The organism is Rhodococcus koreensis, from assembly GCF_017068375.1.
GTDB lineage: Bacteria > Actinomycetota > Actinomycetes > Mycobacteriales > Mycobacteriaceae > Rhodococcus_F > Rhodococcus_F koreensis.
Map to the genome: position 1 here is coordinate 6,301,820 of NZ_CP070609.1, position 19,723 is coordinate 6,321,542.

General features: G+C 68.4%; 16 protein-coding genes. 7 read left to right on the forward strand and 9 right to left on the reverse strand.

What is annotated here, in order from left to right; translation table 11 throughout:
* Position 1: 1 nt before the first annotated feature.
* Positions 2–1,615 carry a serine/threonine-protein kinase gene (locus tag JWS14_RS28690; protein WP_206014930.1) on the reverse strand — a complete coding sequence of 538 codons (1,614 nt, stop codon included), beginning with the start codon at positions 1,613–1,615 and terminating at the stop codon, positions 2–4.
* Between the two features lie 142 nt (positions 1,616–1,757).
* Between JWS14_RS28690 and JWS14_RS28695 the strand changes: the two genes are divergently transcribed.
* Positions 1,758–2,246, forward strand: a complete 489-nt coding sequence (locus JWS14_RS28695) for an FBP domain-containing protein (RefSeq protein WP_095863494.1) — start codon at positions 1,758–1,760, stop codon at positions 2,244–2,246.
* Positions 2,247–2,447: 201 nt separating this feature from the next.
* Here JWS14_RS28695 and JWS14_RS28700 read toward each other — a convergent pair whose 3' ends face one another.
* Positions 2,448–3,563, reverse strand: coding sequence for an AbrB family transcriptional regulator (locus JWS14_RS28700; protein WP_072946886.1), 1,116 nt, complete (start codon positions 3,561–3,563; stop codon positions 2,448–2,450).
* 90 nt (positions 3,564–3,653) lie between these two features.
* On the opposite strand from JWS14_RS28700, the gene JWS14_RS28705 reads away from it, so the two are divergent.
* Complete coding sequence (locus tag JWS14_RS28705; RefSeq protein WP_095863496.1) at positions 3,654–4,352, forward strand: GntR family transcriptional regulator; 699 nt, start codon at positions 3,654–3,656, stop codon at positions 4,350–4,352.
* A gap of 9 nt (positions 4,353–4,361) precedes the next feature.
* On the opposite strand, the gene JWS14_RS28710 is transcribed toward JWS14_RS28705, so the two are convergent.
* The 6 genes from JWS14_RS28710 to JWS14_RS28735 form a co-directional block, all read right to left on the reverse strand.
* The gene (locus JWS14_RS28710) at positions 4,362–5,741 is read right to left on the reverse strand and encodes a tripartite tricarboxylate transporter permease (RefSeq protein WP_072946882.1); all 1,380 of its coding nucleotides are present in this window, start codon (positions 5,739–5,741) and stop codon (positions 4,362–4,364) included.
* Positions 5,738–6,211 (reverse strand): hypothetical protein, encoded by a 474-nt coding sequence (locus JWS14_RS28715; protein WP_206014931.1) that lies wholly within the window; start codon positions 6,209–6,211, stop codon positions 5,738–5,740. The genes JWS14_RS28710 and JWS14_RS28715 overlap by 4 nt, the downstream gene beginning before the upstream one ends.
* 32 nt (positions 6,212–6,243) lie before the next feature.
* Positions 6,244–7,212, reverse strand: coding sequence for a hydroxymethylglutaryl-CoA lyase (locus tag JWS14_RS28720; RefSeq protein WP_206014932.1), 969 nt, complete (start codon positions 7,210–7,212; stop codon positions 6,244–6,246).
* A 1-nt stretch (position 7,213) separates the two neighbouring features.
* Positions 7,214–8,488, reverse strand: a complete 1,275-nt coding sequence (locus JWS14_RS28725) for a hydroxymethylglutaryl-CoA reductase, degradative (protein WP_206014933.1) — start codon at positions 8,486–8,488, stop codon at positions 7,214–7,216.
* A 147-nt stretch (positions 8,489–8,635) separates the two neighbouring features.
* A complete protein-coding gene (locus tag JWS14_RS28730; protein ID WP_206014934.1) occupies positions 8,636–10,540 on the reverse strand; it encodes a helix-turn-helix domain-containing protein in 1,905 nt (634 codons plus the stop codon).
* Positions 10,541–10,671: 131 nt separating this feature from the next.
* Positions 10,672–13,026: an arylsulfatase gene (locus JWS14_RS28735; RefSeq protein ID WP_206014935.1), complete on the reverse strand. Its 2,355-nt coding sequence runs from the start codon at positions 13,024–13,026 to the stop codon at positions 10,672–10,674.
* A 193-nt stretch (positions 13,027–13,219) separates the two neighbouring features.
* Here JWS14_RS28735 and JWS14_RS28740 point away from each other — a divergent pair, with 193 nt between their 5' ends.
* The 5 genes from JWS14_RS28740 (at position 13,220) to JWS14_RS28760 (ending at position 18,731) form a co-directional block, all read left to right on the forward strand.
* The gene (locus tag JWS14_RS28740) at positions 13,220–13,885 is read left to right on the forward strand and encodes a hypothetical protein (RefSeq protein WP_095863501.1); all 666 of its coding nucleotides are present in this window, start codon (positions 13,220–13,222) and stop codon (positions 13,883–13,885) included.
* Positions 13,882–15,063 (forward strand): DUF2254 family protein, encoded by a 1,182-nt coding sequence (locus JWS14_RS28745; RefSeq protein ID WP_206014936.1) that lies wholly within the window; start codon positions 13,882–13,884, stop codon positions 15,061–15,063. Before JWS14_RS28740 ends, JWS14_RS28745 begins: the two co-directional genes overlap by 4 nt.
* Before the next feature lie 141 nt (positions 15,064–15,204).
* Positions 15,205–16,272 carry a LacI family DNA-binding transcriptional regulator gene (locus JWS14_RS28750; protein ID WP_206014937.1) on the forward strand — a complete coding sequence of 356 codons (1,068 nt, stop codon included), beginning with the start codon at positions 15,205–15,207 and terminating at the stop codon, positions 16,270–16,272.
* Between the two features lie 229 nt (positions 16,273–16,501).
* The gene (locus tag JWS14_RS28755) at positions 16,502–17,680 is read left to right on the forward strand and encodes a Gfo/Idh/MocA family protein (protein WP_206014938.1); all 1,179 of its coding nucleotides are present in this window, start codon (positions 16,502–16,504) and stop codon (positions 17,678–17,680) included.
* 49 nt (positions 17,681–17,729) lie between these two features.
* Positions 17,730–18,731, forward strand: a complete 1,002-nt coding sequence (locus JWS14_RS28760) for a sugar phosphate isomerase/epimerase family protein (protein WP_095863505.1) — start codon at positions 17,730–17,732, stop codon at positions 18,729–18,731.
* Here JWS14_RS28760 and JWS14_RS28765 read toward each other — a convergent pair.
* A complete protein-coding gene (locus JWS14_RS28765; protein WP_206014939.1) occupies positions 18,723–19,646 on the reverse strand; it encodes a LysR family transcriptional regulator in 924 nt (307 codons plus the stop codon). The two genes, JWS14_RS28760 and JWS14_RS28765, sit on opposite strands and share 9 nt — an antisense overlap.
* Between the last annotated feature and the right edge of the window lie 77 nt (positions 19,647–19,723).

The following is a 19,723-nucleotide window of genomic DNA, read 5'->3' on the forward strand; positions in this document are numbered from 1 at the left end:
TTCAGCGGTATGCGGACTCGATCATCGGTTCGGTCGCGAGGACCTTGCCGTCGCCGCCGACGATGGTCAGGGCGGACGGGGTGAGCCGGTACTCGGTGCCGCCGTCGCCGGTGGCGACGAAGCCGGAACCGTTGGGGCTCGGGTCGTCGACGGAGATCGCGGCGCCGTCACTGATGCGCACGCCCTGGTAGTAATAGCGTCCCACGCCCGTCTCGCAGACCACGACCAGGGACTTCGTGGTGCGACCGATGAACACCGCCGGGTTGGTGTAGTTGCATCGTGCATCGGACGGGGGCAGGAAGCCCTGCCGATCGGCGCCCGACACCTCGCCGACGATCGGCGGCGCGGGCGCCGTCGTCGTTCTCGTCGTCGTTCTCGGCGGAGTCGCGGCGGGCGGGACCGTCGCCGGAGCCGCCTTCGTGGTCGCGACGGGGACGTCTTCCGTGACGGGAAGGCGCACCTGACTGCTGCCGGCCGCGGTGACCGCGGGGTCGTCCGGATTGTTCCGGTCCAGCACGAGCCATCCGACCACCCCGGCGAGTGCCAGCAACGCGATCACCAGCACGGTCACCGTCACCGGCACGGCCACCGACCGTCGCGCAGGCGGCGGGGCGGTGTAGGGAGTGGGCGGGTAATAGGGCGGAGGTGGAGCGGGCGGACCGCTGTGGAACGCGGTCGGCGGGTAGACTGGTGGACGCCCGCGGTCGTCGACCCGGGTCGGCTCGGACCGCATGCCCGGCGACGGTTCCGGGCGGGTCGCGATGTCGGTTTCGGTCTTCCGCTCGCGAGCGGTCAACGCGGAGCGGGCTGCCGCCGCGAAGTCGCCTGCCGTCCGGTACCGATCGCGGGGAGCCTTGGCCAGACCCCGGGCGATCACCTCGTCGAACGTGGCGGGCACTTCGGGCCGGATCGAGCTGGGGCTGGGCACCGGCGTGGTGAGGTGCGCGCGGATCGCGCTGCTGATGCTGTTGGACGGGAACGGAATGGACCCCGTGAGGCATTCGTAGAGGACGCACGCCAGCGAATAGACGTCCGCGCGGGCATCGACCGGTGCGTTGTCGAACCGCTCGGGCGCCATGTACGCGTAGGAGCCGACAGCGCTGCCGAGGGTGGTCAGGCGGAGATCGGAACTCGAGTGCGCGATACCGAAGTCGACGAGGTACGCGAATTCACCGGCCGTGACGAGGATGTTCTCCGGCTTGACGTCGCGGTGGATGAGACCGTCGGCGTGGGCGGCGTCGAGCGCCGCCGCGATCTGGTCGACGACCGCGACCGCATGTGCGGGGCCCATCGGGCCACGCGAGCGGAGCAGCGCCCGCAGATCCTGCCCGACGACCAGACGCATGTCGATGTAGAGCACACCGTCGATCTCGCCCCAGTCGTGGATGGGGATGACGTGCGGCTCCTGCAGCCGGGCCGCGGCATGCGATTCGCGGCGGAACCGCTGCTGGTAGGTGGGGTCTTTCGCGAGGTCGACGTCGAGGATCTTGAGTGCGACGGTGCGATCCTTGGTGGTGTCGTACGCCTCGTACACCTCACCCATTCCGCCTCGGCCGAGCAGAGCCCTGAGATGGTAATGCCCGAACTGCGAGCCGACCCGTGTGCCTGCCGTCATTCCCATCCCCTCGAAGCCGGAAACAGCACGATACACGCAGCGTCAGAACTCTGGATCGTCGGAAATCCGTTGCCCGACGCCGCCGCGGTCCGTATCGTCACGTGGCTTTGTCCACCCGTCGACAGAAGGAGTTCACTTCGTCATGGAACCCGTCACCGAACACGACATCAGGTCGTCCTTCATCAATTGCTCCAAGGGCGACGCCAAGCGCCTACCGGTCCCTCGTGACCTGGACGATCGGCCGTGGGAGGATCTCGACTTCCTCGGCTGGAGCGACCCGTCGTTTCCCGGCCGCTGTTATGTCGTCGTACCGCGGGAGGATCGTCTGGTCGGCGTCGCGCTGCGCTACGAGACGGGCGGTTACCGCCGCGCGCAGATGTGCACGGTCTGTATGACCACGCATGCCAGTGGCGGCGTCTCGCTGATGACCGCGCGTAAGTCGGGGGAGTCCGGGCGCCGGGGTAACTCGATCGGCACGTACATGTGCGCCGACCTCGCCTGCTCGCTGTACGCGCGCCGGAAGAAGTCGCCTGCGCTCGGCAGGCAGTACCGCGAGGATCTCGAACCGGAGGAGAGGATCGCGCGGGTTCGCGACAACCTCGACGCCTTCATCGCGCGCGTCTACGGCTGATCGAACCCCGACACACCAACCTGCAGCCCGGTGGCTGCCGAAGAGAATGAGAGGTAGATGCCATGCGCCGACATTCGAGAAACCACTCTCCGGCACACCCCGAGTTCGGAGACACTGCAACCGAACCCGGGGTGTGTGGGATTCCTCTCCGGTCGAGACGGCCCGGACGTGACCGGACCGCCTCGTCCGGAGAGGATCCCGCTACGCTCGCCGTCGCCGAGAACTGAAGTGGGCGAATGCCTTCGCCATGATCGGGGTGGTGATGAGCATGATGACCAGCCGCAGCACCTGAGCGGCCGCGACGAACGTGACGTTGGAGGAGGTGGAGGCCGACACGGCCAGCACCGCCGCCAGACCGCCGGGGGTGGTGGCGAGATAGGCCTCGAGGAGGCTCGCGCCGGTGAGGTGGGCGAGAAGGATGCCCAGGCCTGCGCACGCCGCCCCGACCAGGAGGGTGAGCAGCGCGGCGTACGGCAGGATCCGTCCGATCGCCCGCAGGCTCGCCCGGTCGAATGCGAGCCCGGCCTGCCAGCCGATGAGGATCAACGCGGCGGTCATCAGTATCGGCGGGACCGAGACCGCGTCGCTCCAGCCGCCGAGTTCGAATCCGGCGCTCACCGCCAGCGGCCCCAGCGTCGCGGGGGCGGGCAGTCGCAGAAGGGACGCCACAGCGGTGCCGCCCACGATGAACAGCGCCAGGAATGGCAGTGCCACATACCATTCGGCGCCGCCGTCGGTGGCCGTCGCCGTTCCCGTACCGGTATCCGCGCGGAACCCGAACGTGACGATCATCGGCATCGACACCACGACGAGCGCCACCCTCAGATATTGCACCACCGCGACGATGCGGTCGTCGCCGCCGAGTTCGCGGGCCATCGCGACGAGTCCGGTGGCGCCGCCCGCCGTCATGGCCAGAGATCCGGTCACCGCGTCCACGTCACGATGCAGCGCGAGGAGGGCGCCGGCCGCCACGCTGATCACCAGGGTCGCGGCTGCGATCGAGACCACCGGCACCCACAGCGAGCCCAGGGCGGCGATCGTCTCCCGGTGCACCATCAGCCCGACCGCACTGGCCAGCACGCCCTGGGCAAGCTTGCCCAGCGGGTGGGGCACACGCGACGGGCCCCAACCGGTGACGGCCAGGGCCGCCGCGACTATCAGGGCCGCGAAAAGGCCGGCCGCCGTGAGTCCGATGCTCTCGCCGAGCGCCCAGCCGCCGGCCGAGAGTGCGATCAGTGCAGCCCATCGGAGTCCGTGGCGACGCAGTCGGGATGCGCGCGTCGGCACGGTCCGTTCGGGGGTGTGCACGTCGGTCACGATCGGGCGCCTTTTTCGGGATGCTGTTCTTCCATGGTGTGCATTAACGTATACCTTAGCCGATGCCATTGCGAACGTTAGAATGTATGCATGGCGGGCGAGAGCAAGAGCGAACAGGTATACGGGCAGCTCAGGGCGGATATCCTGAACGGGGTTCTGTCGCCGGGGCAATCGCTGAGTGCTCTCGACGTCGGCTCGCGGTACGCGGCGTCTCGTACCCCAGTCCGTCAGGCCTTCCTGCGACTCGAGGCGGAGGGGCTGGTCTCGCTCGTCGACCGGCAGGGCGCACGGGTCTCTCCCATCTCGATCAAGAGCGTCCGCGACCTCTTCGAATTACGCATCCTGCTCGAGGCGGCCGCGGCGCGTATGGTCGCCGAGACCGTCGCCCGGGACTCCGCGGCCCGGCAGCAGTTCGAAGAGGTGGCGGAAGCACTCGAGGCGATCTCCGAGGAGGGTGCGTCCGATGACCGGCGCGATCGCTACTACGAACTCACGGAAACCTACGACCAGGCGGTCATCGCGCGTACCCGGAACGCGCAGCTGGCCCGCTCGATCGCCGAACTCCGGCCGCACACCGAGCGGCTGCGCAACATCGCCCACTCCCGCCCCGGCCGCCTGGACGTCTCGCTGGCCGAGCATCTGTCGATGTGCCGTGCGATCCTCTCCGGCGACGGGGCGGCCGCTGCCGCAGCCTGCGCCGAGCACCTGGCGCAGACGCAGCGGACCATTCTCGCGGCGGTGGTCGATCCACAGGGATCCGGTGTCTCCATCGACCTGGTCACCGCGTAGCCGGGGCGGTCAGAGCGCGAGGATGGCGGGGACGCTGAGGACCGCCACGTAGTACCCCATGAACAGGACACCGGCGTGGATCTTGAACGCCCTCGACAGCAGACCGCCGACGAGTCCGACCGTGAGGGTGACGGCGAGCCCGAGGATGCCGCCCTCCCAGACGCTGATGACGACGACCAGTCCGGTGAACGTGGCGATGATCGCTTCGTGGCTGACGAACCGGACGACCAGGGTGGCCGCGCGGTGGGCGAAGTTCATCGCGAACGGGTACGCGATGATCGCGGCGATCACCACGGCACCGAGACCGTAGAGCAGGAACTCCCAGTTGGTCAGTGCCGTGGACAGGTTGCGGATCTGCCCGGTGCCGTCGTCGGTGGTGAAGACCGGTGGCGCGTTGAACAGGGGAGCGGCCGGCCCTGCCGCGACCGGGCTGAGCGGCAGACCGAACGCGATGAGCGGAATGAGCGCTTCGGCGATGTACGTCGATTCGGTGGTCCCGTTGCGGGCGGCGATCACCGAGGTCAGCCGGTGGTAGCCGTGCTTGACCCGGGATCCGACGACCTCGCCCATGAGCACGGTCATGGCGACCGGGCTGAAGACGAACGTGGCGCTGGAGACGGTCGCGGTCGCGGCGACGTGCGCCGTCTGCTTGCGGTCGAGCATCCGGAACGGGTTCGGGAAATACCCGTTCCACCCCTTGATCTCCGGGGCGAGCCACACCGTCGCCGGTTCCTTCCGGGCCATGTCCTTCCGTCCCGACGCACCCAGCACGAGGAACAGATCCGCGATGAGGGGACCGACCGCAATGCCGAGGAAGTAGCTGATGTTCAGGGAGACGTCGTAGCTCTTCGTCAGCGATTTGAGCGCGAGGACGAGGACGACGAACGGCACGAGCGCGGCCACCCCGGACCATTTGCCCGGCGACGTGTAGGCGATCGCGACGGCGGCGACGAGGAACAACCACGGTGCCACGGACTGGACGGTGTCCGCCACCGGGGCGAGCAGTGTGGCGAACAGCACCGCCACGGGGACGGCGATGAACGCGGAGATGATCGCACCCGAGATCGCCTTGCGCAGGGCGATGTGCGGCACACCGAGGCTGCGCAGCAGCCGCGCCTCACGCATCAGCGGCACGGCCATCGTGTCGCCGGGGATGCCGAGCAACGTGGTGGGCACCGCGTGGGTCATGTGCTTGGCGACGGCGCCGGCGAGGAAGAACGTGAACACCGCCGCGGGCGGGGCGCCGAGCAGGATGACCAGCAGCGTCAGCGGGGCGATGGTGGCCGTCTCGTCGGTCCCGGACACCAGCCCGATCAGGGAGAACACGATGGCGCCGATGACGCCGAGCGCGATCGCGACGAGGACGTCGTTGGTGAACAGCACGCTCATGATCGTCCGCCCGTCCCGTGTGTCTCCGCCTCGGCGAACCGGTCGTAGAGGTCGAGATCCTTCAACTCCCGGACCGTCTGGGCGGGGAGGTCGGACACCGACCCCAGCCCCTGACGTTCCTCCTGCAGCACCCGGATCACGTCGCCGACCTTGTCGCCCTCGGACGAGTCGACGGCGATGTTCCGCTTGGGGCGGAACAGTTTCCCGCTGACGACGCCCGCGACGAGGCATGCGGCGATGCCGACCAGAAGCGCATACGCGTCCGCCAGAGACGAATTCGTGACGAAGGAGTTGAAGAACGCGGTGGCGCCGAGGAGCGCGCAGACGCTCACGACGATACCGATGACGACGGAGACGGCGAGATCTCGCCCGGCCACCGTGTCGCCCCACACCTCGAGGTAACGAGGCCGAGGCATCTGATCGTCGGTGGGCGGGGGCGCCTGCGAGGCGGGCTGGCTTTCGATGGACATCGTCTGTACTTCCGTGTGAGGGGTGTCGTGCGCTAGGAGAGTGCGGCGGTCAGGGCCGTCGCCACCCGAGACGGGCTGGGATGGCCGATGTGCCCGGCCATCCAGCGGGAGGTGTCGGTCAGGGTATCGAGGTCGATGCCTGTGTGGATGCCGAGGCCGTGCAGCATCCACACCAGGTCCTCGGTAGCGAGATTCCCGGTGGCACCCTTCGCGTAGGGGCATCTGCCGAGACCTCCTGCTGCGGTGTCGAATTCGGTAACTCCCGCGATCAGTGCGGCGTGCACGTTGGCGAGCGCCTGACCGTACGTGTCGTGGAAGTGTCCGGCGATGGAGTCGACCGGCACACCGGCGGCCACGACGGCGTCGAGCACAGCGCGGACGTGGCCGGGGGTGGCGACGCCGATGGTGTCACCGAGCGAGATCGACGTGCATCCCATGCCCGCCAGTTCCGCGGCGATGTCGGCGACACGGCCGGGATCGACCCGTCCCTCCCACGGATCGCCGAAGCACATCGAGATGTAGCCACGGGTGCCGATTCCTTCGGCGCGCGCACCCGCGACCACCGGCCGGGCGTTGTCGAGCGCCCTGGCGACGGAGGTGTTCAGGTTTTTCCGGGCGAATGTCTCGGTGGCGCTGACGAAAACGGCGATCTCCCGGGCGCCCGCGGCAAGTGCCCGACCCAGCCCCCGCTCGTTGGGGACCAGCACGACCTGGCGGACGTCGTCGGGAAGGTCGAGTTCGGCCATGAGCGACTCGGCGTCGGCGAGTTGCGGAATCCATTTCGGGGAAACGAAACTCGTCACTTCGAGCGATCTGACGCCGGCGGACACGAGCCGACGGCAGAACTCCGCCTTGACCGCGGTGGGGACGAGCGCCGACTCCGCCTGGAGCCCGTCACGCGGTCCGACTTCGTAGATGCGGACCGCGGACGGCAGCGACGGGTCGGCGAACGCGTGGGGCGCCGGACGCCACACTGGTTCGGGATTCGCGGGGGTGGTCATGTCAGTGTCCGGAACGAAGGTCGGCGAGCACCTTTTCCGCGTGCTCGACCCGGATGCGCTGGTCGTCGATGAGCCGCGTGACCACCAGATCGAGTTCGTCGCCGGTGGCGCCGGCGGAGGCGGCGATGGTGCGGGCGTGCAGACTCATGTGGCCGCGCTGGATTCCCTCGGCGGCCAGCGCCCGGCAGGCGCCCAGGTTCTGCGCGAGCCCCACCGCGACGATCACGTCCGCCAACTCCGAGGCCGTGGAGACGCCGAGCATCTTCACCGCCGCCTGCGCGACGGGGTGGACTTTGGTGGCGCCGCCGACCAGTCCGACGGCCATCGGCACCTCGAGGGTGCCGGAGAGGTGACCGTCCGCGGTCTTCTCGAAGTGCGAGAGCGCCGTGTACCGGCCGTCCGCGGCGACCGCATGCGAGTGGCAACCGGCCTCGACCGCGCGGGTGTCGTTGCCGGTGGCCAGGACGGCGGCGGTGATGCCGTTCATGATGCCCTTGTTGTGGGTCGCGGCGCGGTAGGGGTCGGATTCGGCGAGCGCGGAGGCGTGCACGATGTTGTCGACCACCTCGTCGCCACCGAGCAGATCCTTGTCGAACACGGCCCGGGCCCGGGTGATCCGCAGGTCCGCCTTGTTCGTCAGGATCCGCAGCAACGAACGCCCGCCGGAGATTTCGGCGAGCCTCGGGGCGATCGCCTCGGCCATGGTGTTGACGGCATTGGCGCCCATGGCATCTCGCACGTCGATGTGGATGTGCACCACCACGTGCACGCCGGTGCGCGTCGGGACGAGTCGCACCGTGAGGTCGCGTGCGCCGCCGCCGAATCGGACCAGCATCGGATCCTGGGCATTGGCCAGTTCCATGATCTCCGCGCGTGCCTCGAGCACCCGCAGCCGGGACGTCTCGGGGTCGGGGCAGTCGAGGATCTGGATCTGGGCCTGCATCACCGGATCGGTGCTGGAGGTGTGGAAGCCGCCGTGCACCCGCGCCATCCGGGCGGCGTTGCTGGCGGCGGCAACCACGGACGGCTCCTCGGTAGCCATCGGGACGAGGTAGTCGCGCCCGTTGACGGTGAAGTTGGTTGCGACACCTACCGGGATCGCCATGACCCCGACGACGTTCTCGATCATGTGATCGGCCTGATCGATGCCGAGACCCTGCCCGGGATCGAACACGGCGACGTCGAGTTCGGACAGGCCGGTCCTCTCGGCGATCACAGTGCGGCGCTGCTGCGCGCTGGAATCCTTGAGACCGGGGATGCGGCTGTTGACGGGCACTGTGTTCCTCCACGTACTCACGGGCGGGGGCGTGTGGTGAGCCCCGACGGCAACCCTGTTCTGTGCTTCGGTTCACACGGTAGGGGCATTCCGCCGACCTCGACATGTATCGATCACACATGTATTTCCTTCAGGAATGTGTGACTATCACTGCCCCCGGAGTTCGTCGAGGCGGACCGCAGCCGAGATTCGGAACAGGTGTTCGTCGCCCCGCCACTCGGGCCCCAGCAGCATCTCCAGTCGGTGGAGTCGCTGCAGAATCGTGTTGGTGTGGTAGTTGAGGGCCCGCGCCGTCTTCGTCGGGCTTGCCTCGTTGCGGACGAATGCACGCAACGTGGCGAGGAGGTCCGTTCCCTTGCCGTCGTCGTAGGCGCGCACCGGCCCGATCGTCTCGTCGATGAACGCGTTCAACGTCCGTGCATCGGTGTCGAACAGCAGCGCGTAGGGCAGATACGCGTCGGTGCTGACCGCGGCGTCGGTGGTGCCGAGCGCGGCGAGTAGTCGGGAGGTGCGCAGACCGGACTCGAATCGTGCGGGGAGCGCATCCGGCGACTCCGCTCGGGGGGTCGTGATCGCCAGCACCGAACCGTGCAATGTCTGGCGCAGGTGGTTGCGCAGGTCCAAGGTGAACTCGGGCGGGGCGGTAGCGGTGAGAACCACCGCGACCATGCCCGCATGTTCCCCGACGAGGCCGTGATCACCGACGAATGCGGTGGCCGCACGAGCGGCGGTAGCGCGGTCCTCGGCCGGGACCGAGACCAGTACGACGGTGTCGAGGTCTGCGAGGGCGACTCGCTGGGCGCGCACTCGACGTTCCAGATCGCGGCGCCGCTCCGGTGCGGGGTCGAGCAGGTCCGCGACCAACTCGACGCGGGCCCGCAGGTCTGCGTCGGCCATCGCATTCTGCTGCAGCACCAGCAGTGCGCCGACCTGCGCGGCGCGTTCGATGGTGCGCTCGTCGACCGGTCCTAGTTCGAGGTCCCCGGACCCGACCAGTACCGCGCCGAAATACAACTCACCCGCGATGACAGCGGCCACGATCGGCGTCCCGGGGTCGTCGACGCGAACGCAGTGGCCGGTGGTCCGGCTCGACGTGATGGCATCCCGCACCAGCGGCGGCAACTGGGCGGACACCTGCCCGGCCGGCGTGGGGTGGGAGGCGACGGCGTGCAGATCCCGGTCGACGATCGTGACTGTGCGGCCGAGTGCGGTGGAGAGGGTGCCGGCCACCTGCTCGAATCCGCCTCCGACCAGCACTGCCTCGATGAGTTCCTGGTGCACGACCGTGGACCGGTCGCGGACCTGCAGATACTCGGTCAGCCGATCGAGTGCCGTGCGTGCCTCGTCCTCGGACCTGCGCACCTGTTCGAGGGTGCTGGCGGTCTGCAGCACCACCGACGCGTGATCGGCGAGCGCGGACAGCACGGCGATCTCGTCCGGCGTGAAGGCGTACTCCTGGCGGGTGGCGGCGAACAGCACGCCGAGCACCTGACCGTCCGACAACATCGGCACCCCGAGAATCGACACGATCCCTTCCGCTGCGACCGCGTCGTCGATGAGTTCCTCGTGCGGCCCCTCCGCGTAGTCCTGATAACGCAGAACCCATTGCGCGGCACGAGAATCGGCGATCTGGCTGGCCAGGCCCATTCCCGGGGGAACGCGCAGGTGCTGGAACTGCGGTGTCACCGAGCCGGCGGTCTTGCGGACGTTCAGCTCCCGGGTCGCCGGATCGAACTCGGACAGGTAGGTGACGTCGGTGCCCATCATCTCGTGGGCGCGGCTCACCAACCGTCCGAGGAGGGCGTCGATGTCGCGGAGTTCGGCGAGTTCGCGGGCACTCGAGAACAACACCCCGAGTTCGCGTTCCCGTCGCCGCAAACGCGTCAGCTCGGCCTGGTGCCTGCGCACCTTCTCCGCGAACGCCGCCCCGCCGGCCGGGCCGGCAGCAATCCGGTCGAGCGCCTCACGGACCGCGGCCGAGTCCACGGTCAGTTCGCCGACCATCGCGTCGGCGAGTATCCCCAGCGCGTCGCCGCTCTCCCGTGAATCCATGCCCACACTCTGCCCTGACCGGCGGAGAAGTCCCTACTGATCGAGATCAGCGCCCCGCACGAATCCCGGCACGGCGGGCAGATGCCGCGGACGGAAAATCGAGGCTGGTGCGGCTGCTCCGGTGAGCGGCGCTAGTCGATCATGAACCAGCCCCGGACCTGTGCCTCGTGGTCTACGTAGTGTTCCCCGGAGACGTCGACGACGACCTTGTCGATGGTGCCACCGGTGAACGGGAACGGTGCGGTGTAGTCGGCGGTGACCGGGGAGGCACTGTCGCGTCCGACGCAGATTCCGTCTCCGACGAGGCAGAACACTCCGGGTTGGGTGACGATTTCGCTGCTGGCCACCTGCTGCTCGTCGAGGTAGAGGTCGAGGGTGCCGGCGAACCCGGGCATGGCCGGGTCGTCGTTCTTGCCTTTCACGGTGAATTCGGCGGTGCACACGTGCCCGCCGGGGGTGATGTCGCGGTCGGCGGCCACGTCTTCGATTCGGGTGCCGAGCCAGTTGAACGTGTAGTGGAGTCGGTGGTCTTTGACGTACAGGCTGTGCCCGCCCGCGACGCCGCCGTGCGCGAAGAGGACACCCTCGGCGTCGGAAGTGTCCACGTGGACGCCGGCCGCGATGGTGTACGAGCGGCCGGTGATCGGGGCACCGGCGCTTTCCGGGACGTCCGCGCAGTTCGGGTAGTAGACGTAGCGGTCGCGGGGTTTGCCGGGGTGGGGGCGGTCGGCGAGGACCTGTTCGAGGGCGCTGCGGTCGTCGAGCGGGAGGCCGTTGAAGATGCCGGCGTAGTAGAACCAGAGTTCCTTCATCTCGGCGAGGCGGTCCGGTTCGGTGTCGGCGAGGTTGTGGAGTTGGGCTCGGTCCTCGTCCAAATGGTAGAGCTCCCAGACGTCGTGGCCGAAGTTGCCCCACCCGGAGATCGGCGGGTGCAGCGAACACGCGAGCCATCCCTCGTGGTACAGGGAACGTTGCCCGAGCATTGCGTAGAACTGGGTCTGTTTCCCCGGGGCGGTGGGGTCGGTCAATGTGGCCGCGAAGCTCTCGCCCTCGATCGGGCTCTGTGTGTAGCCCTTGAGCACCGCGGGCGGTTCGATGTCGAGGAGTTCGTAGATGGTGGGCACGACGTCGACCGCGTGAATGTACTGGTGCAGCGGTTCGGTGCGGGGTTGCAGCCTGGCGGGCCAGGAGACCATGCACATGTCGGCGATGCCGCCCTCGTACCCGGCCCACCTCTTCCAGTACGGGAACGGGGTGTCGAACGCCCAGGCCCATCCGGTGTTGTAGTGGTTGTACGAGGCGGGGCCGCCGAGTTCGTGCAGGTGCGGCAGTGTCACCTCGGTGGTGTCGGCGACGCCGTTGAAGAACCGCCATTCGTTGAAGGAACCGTTCGGTCCGCCCTCGCCGCTGGCGCCGTTGTCGGAGATCACGATGAGCAGAGTGTTGTCGAGTTGACCTGATTCGGTGAGGAAGTCGATCACCCGGCCGAGCTGATCGTCGGCGTAGGAGATGAATCCGGCGAATACCTCGGCCATCCGGATGAACAGGCGCTGCTCGTCGGCGGTGAGCGAGTCCCACGGGCGGACGGTGTCGAGGATCGGCCAGAGTTGACCGTCCGGGCCGGTGGTGTTCGGCTCTCCGTGCGGGTTGATCGGCGACAGCTCGGTGCCCCTCGGCAACAGGCCCAGTTCCTTCTGCCGGGCCAGGATTTCGGTGCGGATGGCCTCGTAGCCCTGGTCGAACGTGCCCCTGTATCGGTCTGCCCATTCCGGGGGGACGTGGTGCGGGGCGTGCCCGGCCTGCGGGGCCAGGTACATGAAGAACGGTTTGTCCGGGTCGACGGCTTTGGCGTCGCGGATGAACTCGATCGCCTTGTCGGACAGGTCCTTCGACAGGTGATAGCCGTCCTCGGGGGTTCCGGGTGCCTCGATCGGGTGGTTGTCGTAGACGAGGTCCGGGTACCAGCTGTTCGACTCGCCGCCGAGGAAGCCGTAGAAGCGTTCGAACCCGCGGCCGAGCGGCCACCGGGTCTTGACCGCCGACATGTTGCATTCCTCGCTCGGGGTCAGGTGCCATTTGCCGAGGCAGTAGGTGTTCCAGCCGCGTTCGGCCAGCACCTCGGAGATGAATCCGTTCTCGAAGGGGATGTGCGTCGAGATGCCGGGGAACCCGGAGCTCATCTCGGCGACGGTGGCCATCCCGTTGGAGGTGGCGTTGCGGCCGGTCAGCAGCGAGGCGCGGGTGGGCGAGCACAGCGCCGTGGTGTGGAAGTTCGAGTACCGCACACCCGAGTCGGCGATGCGCCGCATGGTGGGCGTCTCGATGGGACCGCCGAAGACGTCCATGCTGCCGTAACCCACATCGTCCCATGCGATGATCAGCACGTTCGGGGCGCCCTCGGGGGCCGCGGCGGGCAGGTACGGTGACCAGTCCGGAACCGAATCTCGAATATCGACGGCGATCTTGCCCTTACGGTTGGTGGCCATGGCGTCGCTCCTCCGGTCGACGGTCCGCTGCGCACTTTTCGGCATGCGGGAACCCCGCCTTTTCATCGTTGTCGGTGCGGCGACGGGGCGTCTACCCCCGGCACGCGCAAGCCGCGGCGGCGTTATTCACCCGCGGTGCAGCAGATCGGTTGCCTGCTGGTTCCCACACCCGACTTCGGCCATGATTGAACCCATGGCCGATCCGCGCAGCGAGGCCCAGTTCCATCGTCTGCGGACACCGCGTTCCGCGGCGATCGCGGGCATCGTCTTCGGTGTGCTCTTCGCCACCTGCGTTGCCCTGCTGGCCGCGGCGATGCCGGCCACCGCAAGCGCGCCCTGGGCGCGGGGTGGATCGCAGATCACCACCGCCTTGTTCCTCGCCCCGATCGCGGGCATCGCGTTCCTCTGGTTCATCGGGGTCCTGCGCGACCGGTTCGGCGACCTCGAGGACCGCTTCTTCTCGACCGTCTTCGTGGGCAGCGGGCTGCTGTTCCTCGCCATGACGTTCGTGTCGACGGCGCTCGCGGGGGCACTGCTCGCCGTCTCCCGGAACGCGAACGCCCCGGAGAACGACATCGTGTACTTCGGGCGGGAGGTGATGCTGCACGTCACCAACGTCTACGCCGTGCGGATGGCCGCGGTGTTCATGATCTCCCTGGCCACGATGTGGTGGCGGACCCGGCTGATGCCGAAGCCGCTGGTGATCACCACCTACCTGTTCGCGGTGGTGCTGCTGGTCATCGTCAGCTTCAGTCTCTGGGTGGCGCTGGTCTTCCCGGCGTGGGTGCTGGCGGTCAGCGTGTACATCCTCGCCACCGATCACCGACAATCGGTCCGGCCGCGGGAGGGAGGACCATGAGCACAGCGCCCGCCGGTGATGCCTACCGTCGTCGGCGCATCCTGTACGCCGAACTCACAATGGTGCTGTACATCCTCGTCGGGCTGGGCCTGGGGCTGACCGTCCCGAGGATCCGGCGCGGACCCGAAGTGCCGGCTCAGCAGGTGATCGGTGTCCTGACCACGATCGGACTCGGTGTGCTCGGCCTGGTCGCCGTCATCTACTCACTGGGGATTCTGGTCGTGCGGTGGGTGGCCTCGAACTACAGCCCGCGCCTGACCCAATTCCGTGACACCCCGATTCTGCGGCAGACCTTCGCGTTCGCCCTCGGCGTGGCCGTCTTCTGCATCTCCGCGGCCTTCGCCACCGGCCCCCGCGCCCGGGTCTCGATGGCCGTCCTGATCATCGCCATCGTCTTGCTGGCCGTGATGGCCGTGCTGCTGCGGACCCTCCAGGTGACAGCGGCAACCTCCATCCAACTCTCGCCCGTCCTGACCTCCATCGCTGCCCGCGGCCGCGACGTCCTCGACGCCGCGAGCCCCACAGCCGCGAGCACCGTTGGGTCACCCGCAGCCCCCCTGCCCGAGCCTCGCACCATGGTCACCTGGCCGACATCACCTGCCGTGCTGCAAAGAATTCTGGTGGACCGCCTCGTCGGCGCCGCCCAGACCGCGAACGCCGTCATCGTCCTGCGCGCAGCCCCGGGCACCACCCTGCAGTGCGGCACCACGGTCGCCGACATCCATGGGGAACTGGCACCGTCGATCGTCCTCGGCGGGCTGGTTGTCGGCAGCGAGCGGACATTCGAACAAGACCCGCTGTTGGCCTTCAGGCTCCTGACCGACATCGCGCTACGCGCGCTGCGGCCGAACGACCCCGCGACGGCGGTCCAGGCCCTCGACTACCTCGAGGACCTGCTCGCCCGGGCCGCCGCGGCACCGATCGAATCCCGGTGCGTCACCGACCGCAACAACGCTCTGCGCCTGGTGATCGCACGACCGGGCTGGGACGACTTCGTCCGGACCAGCCTCGACGACCTCATCCCCGCGGCGGCGACCACACCCAGTGTCCTCATCCGCATCCAGACATTGCTCGAACGCGTGCGGAACCGGGCCCACCCGGACCACCGCGACGTCCTCACCCAGCGGCTGACCCGGGTGAACGAACACCTCGCCACACTCCTTCCCCGTCCCGCGTGAACGGGCCGACGATCCCGCGCCCGGCCCGATGCTTCTCGTCGTGGCACCCGGACTGTTCGGGGAGGTAGCCCGGTCTAGTACTTCGGTCCGTGTCGGATACCCTGGGTGTGCCTCGTGCCCGGCGAGCGAAAGGGTCCGCACATGCGAAGCGACGACGATTCCCGGAGCGGCGGTTCCGTTCAGATGCCCCGGCAGGCCGTCACGATGCAGGACATCGCCGATCGAGTGGGTGTGTCGAAGGCATTGGTCTCCATGGTGTTTCGGCGCGTCGCCGGACCGAGCGCCGAGACGCGGAAACGCGTCCTCGAGGTCGCGGACGAGCTCGGCTACCGGCCGAACCGGACCGCCGCACTGATGTCGCTTCGACGCACCCACCTCGTCGGCGTGATGGCCGACATCCGCAACAGCTTCCACGCCGAGATGGTCGAGTACCTCGTCGCCGCCGCCGACGCGAACGGGTACGAGGTGGTGCTCGGTGCGCTCACTCCCACCCACGCCGAACAGAAGGTGGTCGACACGCTGCTCGATTTCCGCTGCGAGGCGCTGATCCTGCTCGGCACCGAACTCGACACCGACGTCCTCGACGTGCTGGGGGAGCGGCTGCCGGTGGTCGTGGTCGGCCGCCGCGTCGGTGACAGCTCGGTGGACGTCGTGCGCACTGCGGACGGCAAGGGCATCGGCACCGTCGTCGATCATCTCGTGGAACTGGGTCATCGGCAGATCACGCACCTCAGTGGCGGTGCGGGCACGATTGCGGCCGACCGGAGATCGGGCTACAGCCGCGCCATGCGTCGCCACGGCCTCGACGTCGACGTCGTCGAGGGTGACTTCACCGACAGTGCCGGGACGGTCGCGGCGCACACTCTGCTCGAGCGGTCCCAGCTGCCCACCGCGGTGATCGCGGCGAACGACCGCAGTGCCATCGGGCTGATCAGCGAACTGCGGAGCCGGGGCGTGAGGATCCCGGAGGACGTCTCCGTCGCCGGATACGACGACAGCCTCCTGGCTCAGCTCGCGCACATCGATCTGACGTCGGTCAATCAGCAACCGCGGGAGCAGGCCGCCACGGCGGTCGACGCGGTCATCGAGCGGCTGGACCGCGGCAGGACCGAATCGATCGCGACCGTTCTCCGGCCCCGGCTCGTCACGCGCCGGACCACCGGACCGGCGCCCGCGCCGGTGGAAGGATCCCGGTCCGACGTGTCCTGATCGGGAACGTGCACTGACGCAATAATTTTCATAATCCCACCCGCCGAGGCTGCAGACCGCCCGGCGGGTGTTCCTGTCTGCTCCGACGCGTAGGTGCGTGTCGCTCGGCGCTGGGCTTGACACCGCGGCGTGATTCAGCTCATAGTAGTCTTACTAGACCGGTCAAATAGACCGAACTAGTCGGACAGGACACCCGCCGGTTTCTTCACCCTCTCGAAAGGCTTCACTCATGACCTCCAACTCGATCGGTGTCGCCGTCATCGGCGGCGGCATGGCCGGACGAGCACACGCCGCCGGATATCGCATGGCGTCGACCCTGTTCGGGACCGACCGGCCGGACGTGCGTCTCGTCGCGATCGCCGACACCAACGAGGCCGTCGCCGACGACACCGCGAAGCGGTACGGCTACGAGCGGGCCGAGTACAGCTGGCAGGCGATCGCCGAATCCCCGGACATCGACGCGGTGAGCGTCGTCGTCGCCAACCAGCTGCACCGGGAGATCGTCGAAGGACTCCTCGCCGCCGGGAAGCACGTACTGTGCGAGAAGCCGCTGGCCGGGTCGATCGCGGACGCCGAGTCGATGGTCGCCGCGGCGGCGGACGCCGACACGATCGCAACCGTCGGATACACCTACCGCCGCTCACCCGCGATTCAGGCGATCCGGGACGAACTCGCGACCGGGCGTCTCGGCGAGATCATCCACTTCAACGGGCACTACTGGTGCGACTATGGCCTCGACCCCGCCTCGCCGATCACCTGGCGGCACCGCGGCGGTCCCGGCACCGGCGCGCTCGCGGACGTCGGCAGCCACCTGCTCGACATGGCCGAGTTCGTGTGTGGTCCCATCGTCGAGATCAGCGGCGCGACCTTCACCACGGTGATCACGGAACGTCCCGTGCCCGCCGGAGTCACTTACGGCCACACCAAGGCCGAGACCACCGGCGAGATGGCTCCTGTCGAGAACGAGGACCTCGCGACGTTCACCGCGCGCTTCCAGAGCGGCGCGGTCGGCACGTTCTCCGCTTCCCGTGTCGCGCACCAGCTTCCGGACGGACTCGGATTCGAGTTGTTCGGGACGTCCGGGTCCGCCGCCTTCGATCTGGCTCGCGCCGCGGAATTCTCGGTGTCCAGCGAGGGCATCGACCCCGCCGTCAACGGTCAGCGACGGGTGATCATCGGACCGCAGCACCCGTACATCCAGGGTGGCCTGCCGATGGACGCGGGCGGCGTCGGACACGGCAAGGCCGAGTTCTTCGCCTACCAGGCCCGCGCCTTCCTCGACCAGATCGCCGGCATCGACAGCCTGGGACCGCTGCCGACGTTCGCCCACGCCCTGCGCGGCATGCAGATCGTCACCGCCGTCGCCGAGTCCGCCCGCTCTCACGGGGCAGCCGTCAAGATCGGCTGACCCGGCCCCCTCGCCCGACCCACACTCTTCTCACCACCAAGGACCACTCATGAAGCTCGGTGTCTACACCGCCATCCTGCACGACCGCAGCCTGCGCGAGGCCCTGGAGACCATCGCGTCCCTCGGACTCGAGGGCGCGGAGATCAACGCGGGCGGATTCCTGCCCACCCCGCACCTGCCCGTCAAGGAACTCCTCTCCGGCGAGGTGTCGCCGCAGGAGTACCTGAAGGTGTTCGACGAGACCGGTGTCGCCATCGCCGGCCTGAACTGCAACGGCAACCCCCTGCACGCCGACCCCGAGGTCGGCGTCGAGGACGCCGAGGACCTGCGCAACGCCATCCGCGTCGCCGGCCTGCTCGGTGTCGACCGGGTGGTCACCATGTCCGGGCTGCCCGCCGCGCACGCGGGCGGCCAGTGGCCGGCATGGCACGTGAACACCTGGGACAGCGGCTATCTCGACTCCCTCGACTACCAGTGGGATCAGGTCGCGGTGCCGTTCTGGAAGGAGATCGACGCGCTCGCCCGCGAGAACGGGGTCAAGGTCGCGATCGAGATGCACCCGCAGAACCTGGTGTTCAACCCGCCGACACTGAAGCGTCTGGTCGAGAAGACCGGTGCGACGAACGTCGGTGCCGAGATGGACCCGTCGCACCTGTTCTGGCAGGGCATCGACCCGGTCGCCGCCGTCGACTGGCTCGGTGACCTCGTCTTCCACGCGGCGGCGAAGGACACCCGGATCAACGAGAACTGCAAGATCTACGGCGTCCTCGACGACCGGTTCACCCGGATCCCCGCCGACCAGAACCCCACCGGGCTCGGCGGCAAGCACGTGGTCAACAAGTGGCCCGAGGACTCGGCATGGGACTTCGTCGCCGTCGGCCGCGGCCACGACGTCGACTTCTGGTCGCGGTTCCTCGCGGCGCTGCAGCGCGTCGACCCCGACATGGCCGTCAACATCGAGCACGAGGATGTCGAACTCGGACAGCTCGAAGGGTTGCAGGTCGCTGCCCGCACGTTGAAGGACGCCGCGTCCGCCGTTGCATCACGCTAGGACCCCCGACTCCCCACCCGCGTCCGCGCGGGTGGGGAGTTTTGTGCGGTGCGCCGCCAGACGGTCGAGGACCAGTCGCAGCGGCGGCCAGGTGGACCTGCCTCGGCGGGTCACGGCGTACGCCGTCAGCACCACCTTCGGGTTGCCGAGCGGCAGGACGGTGACCTCTTCGCGGGTGGGACGGTCGGCCGGCAGCAGGCCCACGCCGTAGCCGGCGGTGATGAGGTCCTCGACGAGGTCGAGGCTGTCGATTTGGTGGGCGATCCGCGGTGTGAAACCCGCGAGCGAGGCCAGCGTGCGGACGGCGTCCTCGTCGGCGGTGTTGCGGGAATTCACGATCCACGGCGAATCGGTGTATGCCGCGACGTCGGCGGGTTCGACCGCGGCGGGTGCGGGGACGCCGAGTCCCCAGGCCGTCGACCACAACGGGACGGCCTCGAGCGCCGCGCCGGGTGACGCCGGAGCCAGGTTGTAGTCGTAGGTCAGGGCGAGATCGAGTTCGTCGTCGGCGAGCAACGCGAACGCCTCGACCGGCTCGTATTCGCTGATCACCACATCCACCTGCGCGTGGGTGTGCGCCAGTTCGGCGACGACGGGGAGCAGCGACACCCGGATGCCCGTCGCGAAACCCCCGACGCGCAGGGTGCCGACCGGCTCGGCGTGGGGGTCGAGGTCGAGCCGGGCGGCGTCGACGGCCGCCAGGATGGTGACGGCGTGATCGGCGAGCCGGCGACCGGCTGGCGTAAGGCGTACCCGGCGGCCGATCGGTTCGACGAGCTGCGCACCCGTCTCCTTCGCCAGTGCGGCGATCTGCTGGGAGACGGTCGAGGTGGTCAGCCGGTGTGTCTCGGCGACCTCACGCATCGAGCCGAGGCGGGAGAGCTCGAGCAGGAGATGCAGGCGTCGAGTATCCACACCCACATTGTTCGCGATATCCGAACGGTTTGTCCATGAAAGACACGTGGACGTGAACGGTCGAGGTGTCCTTGAAT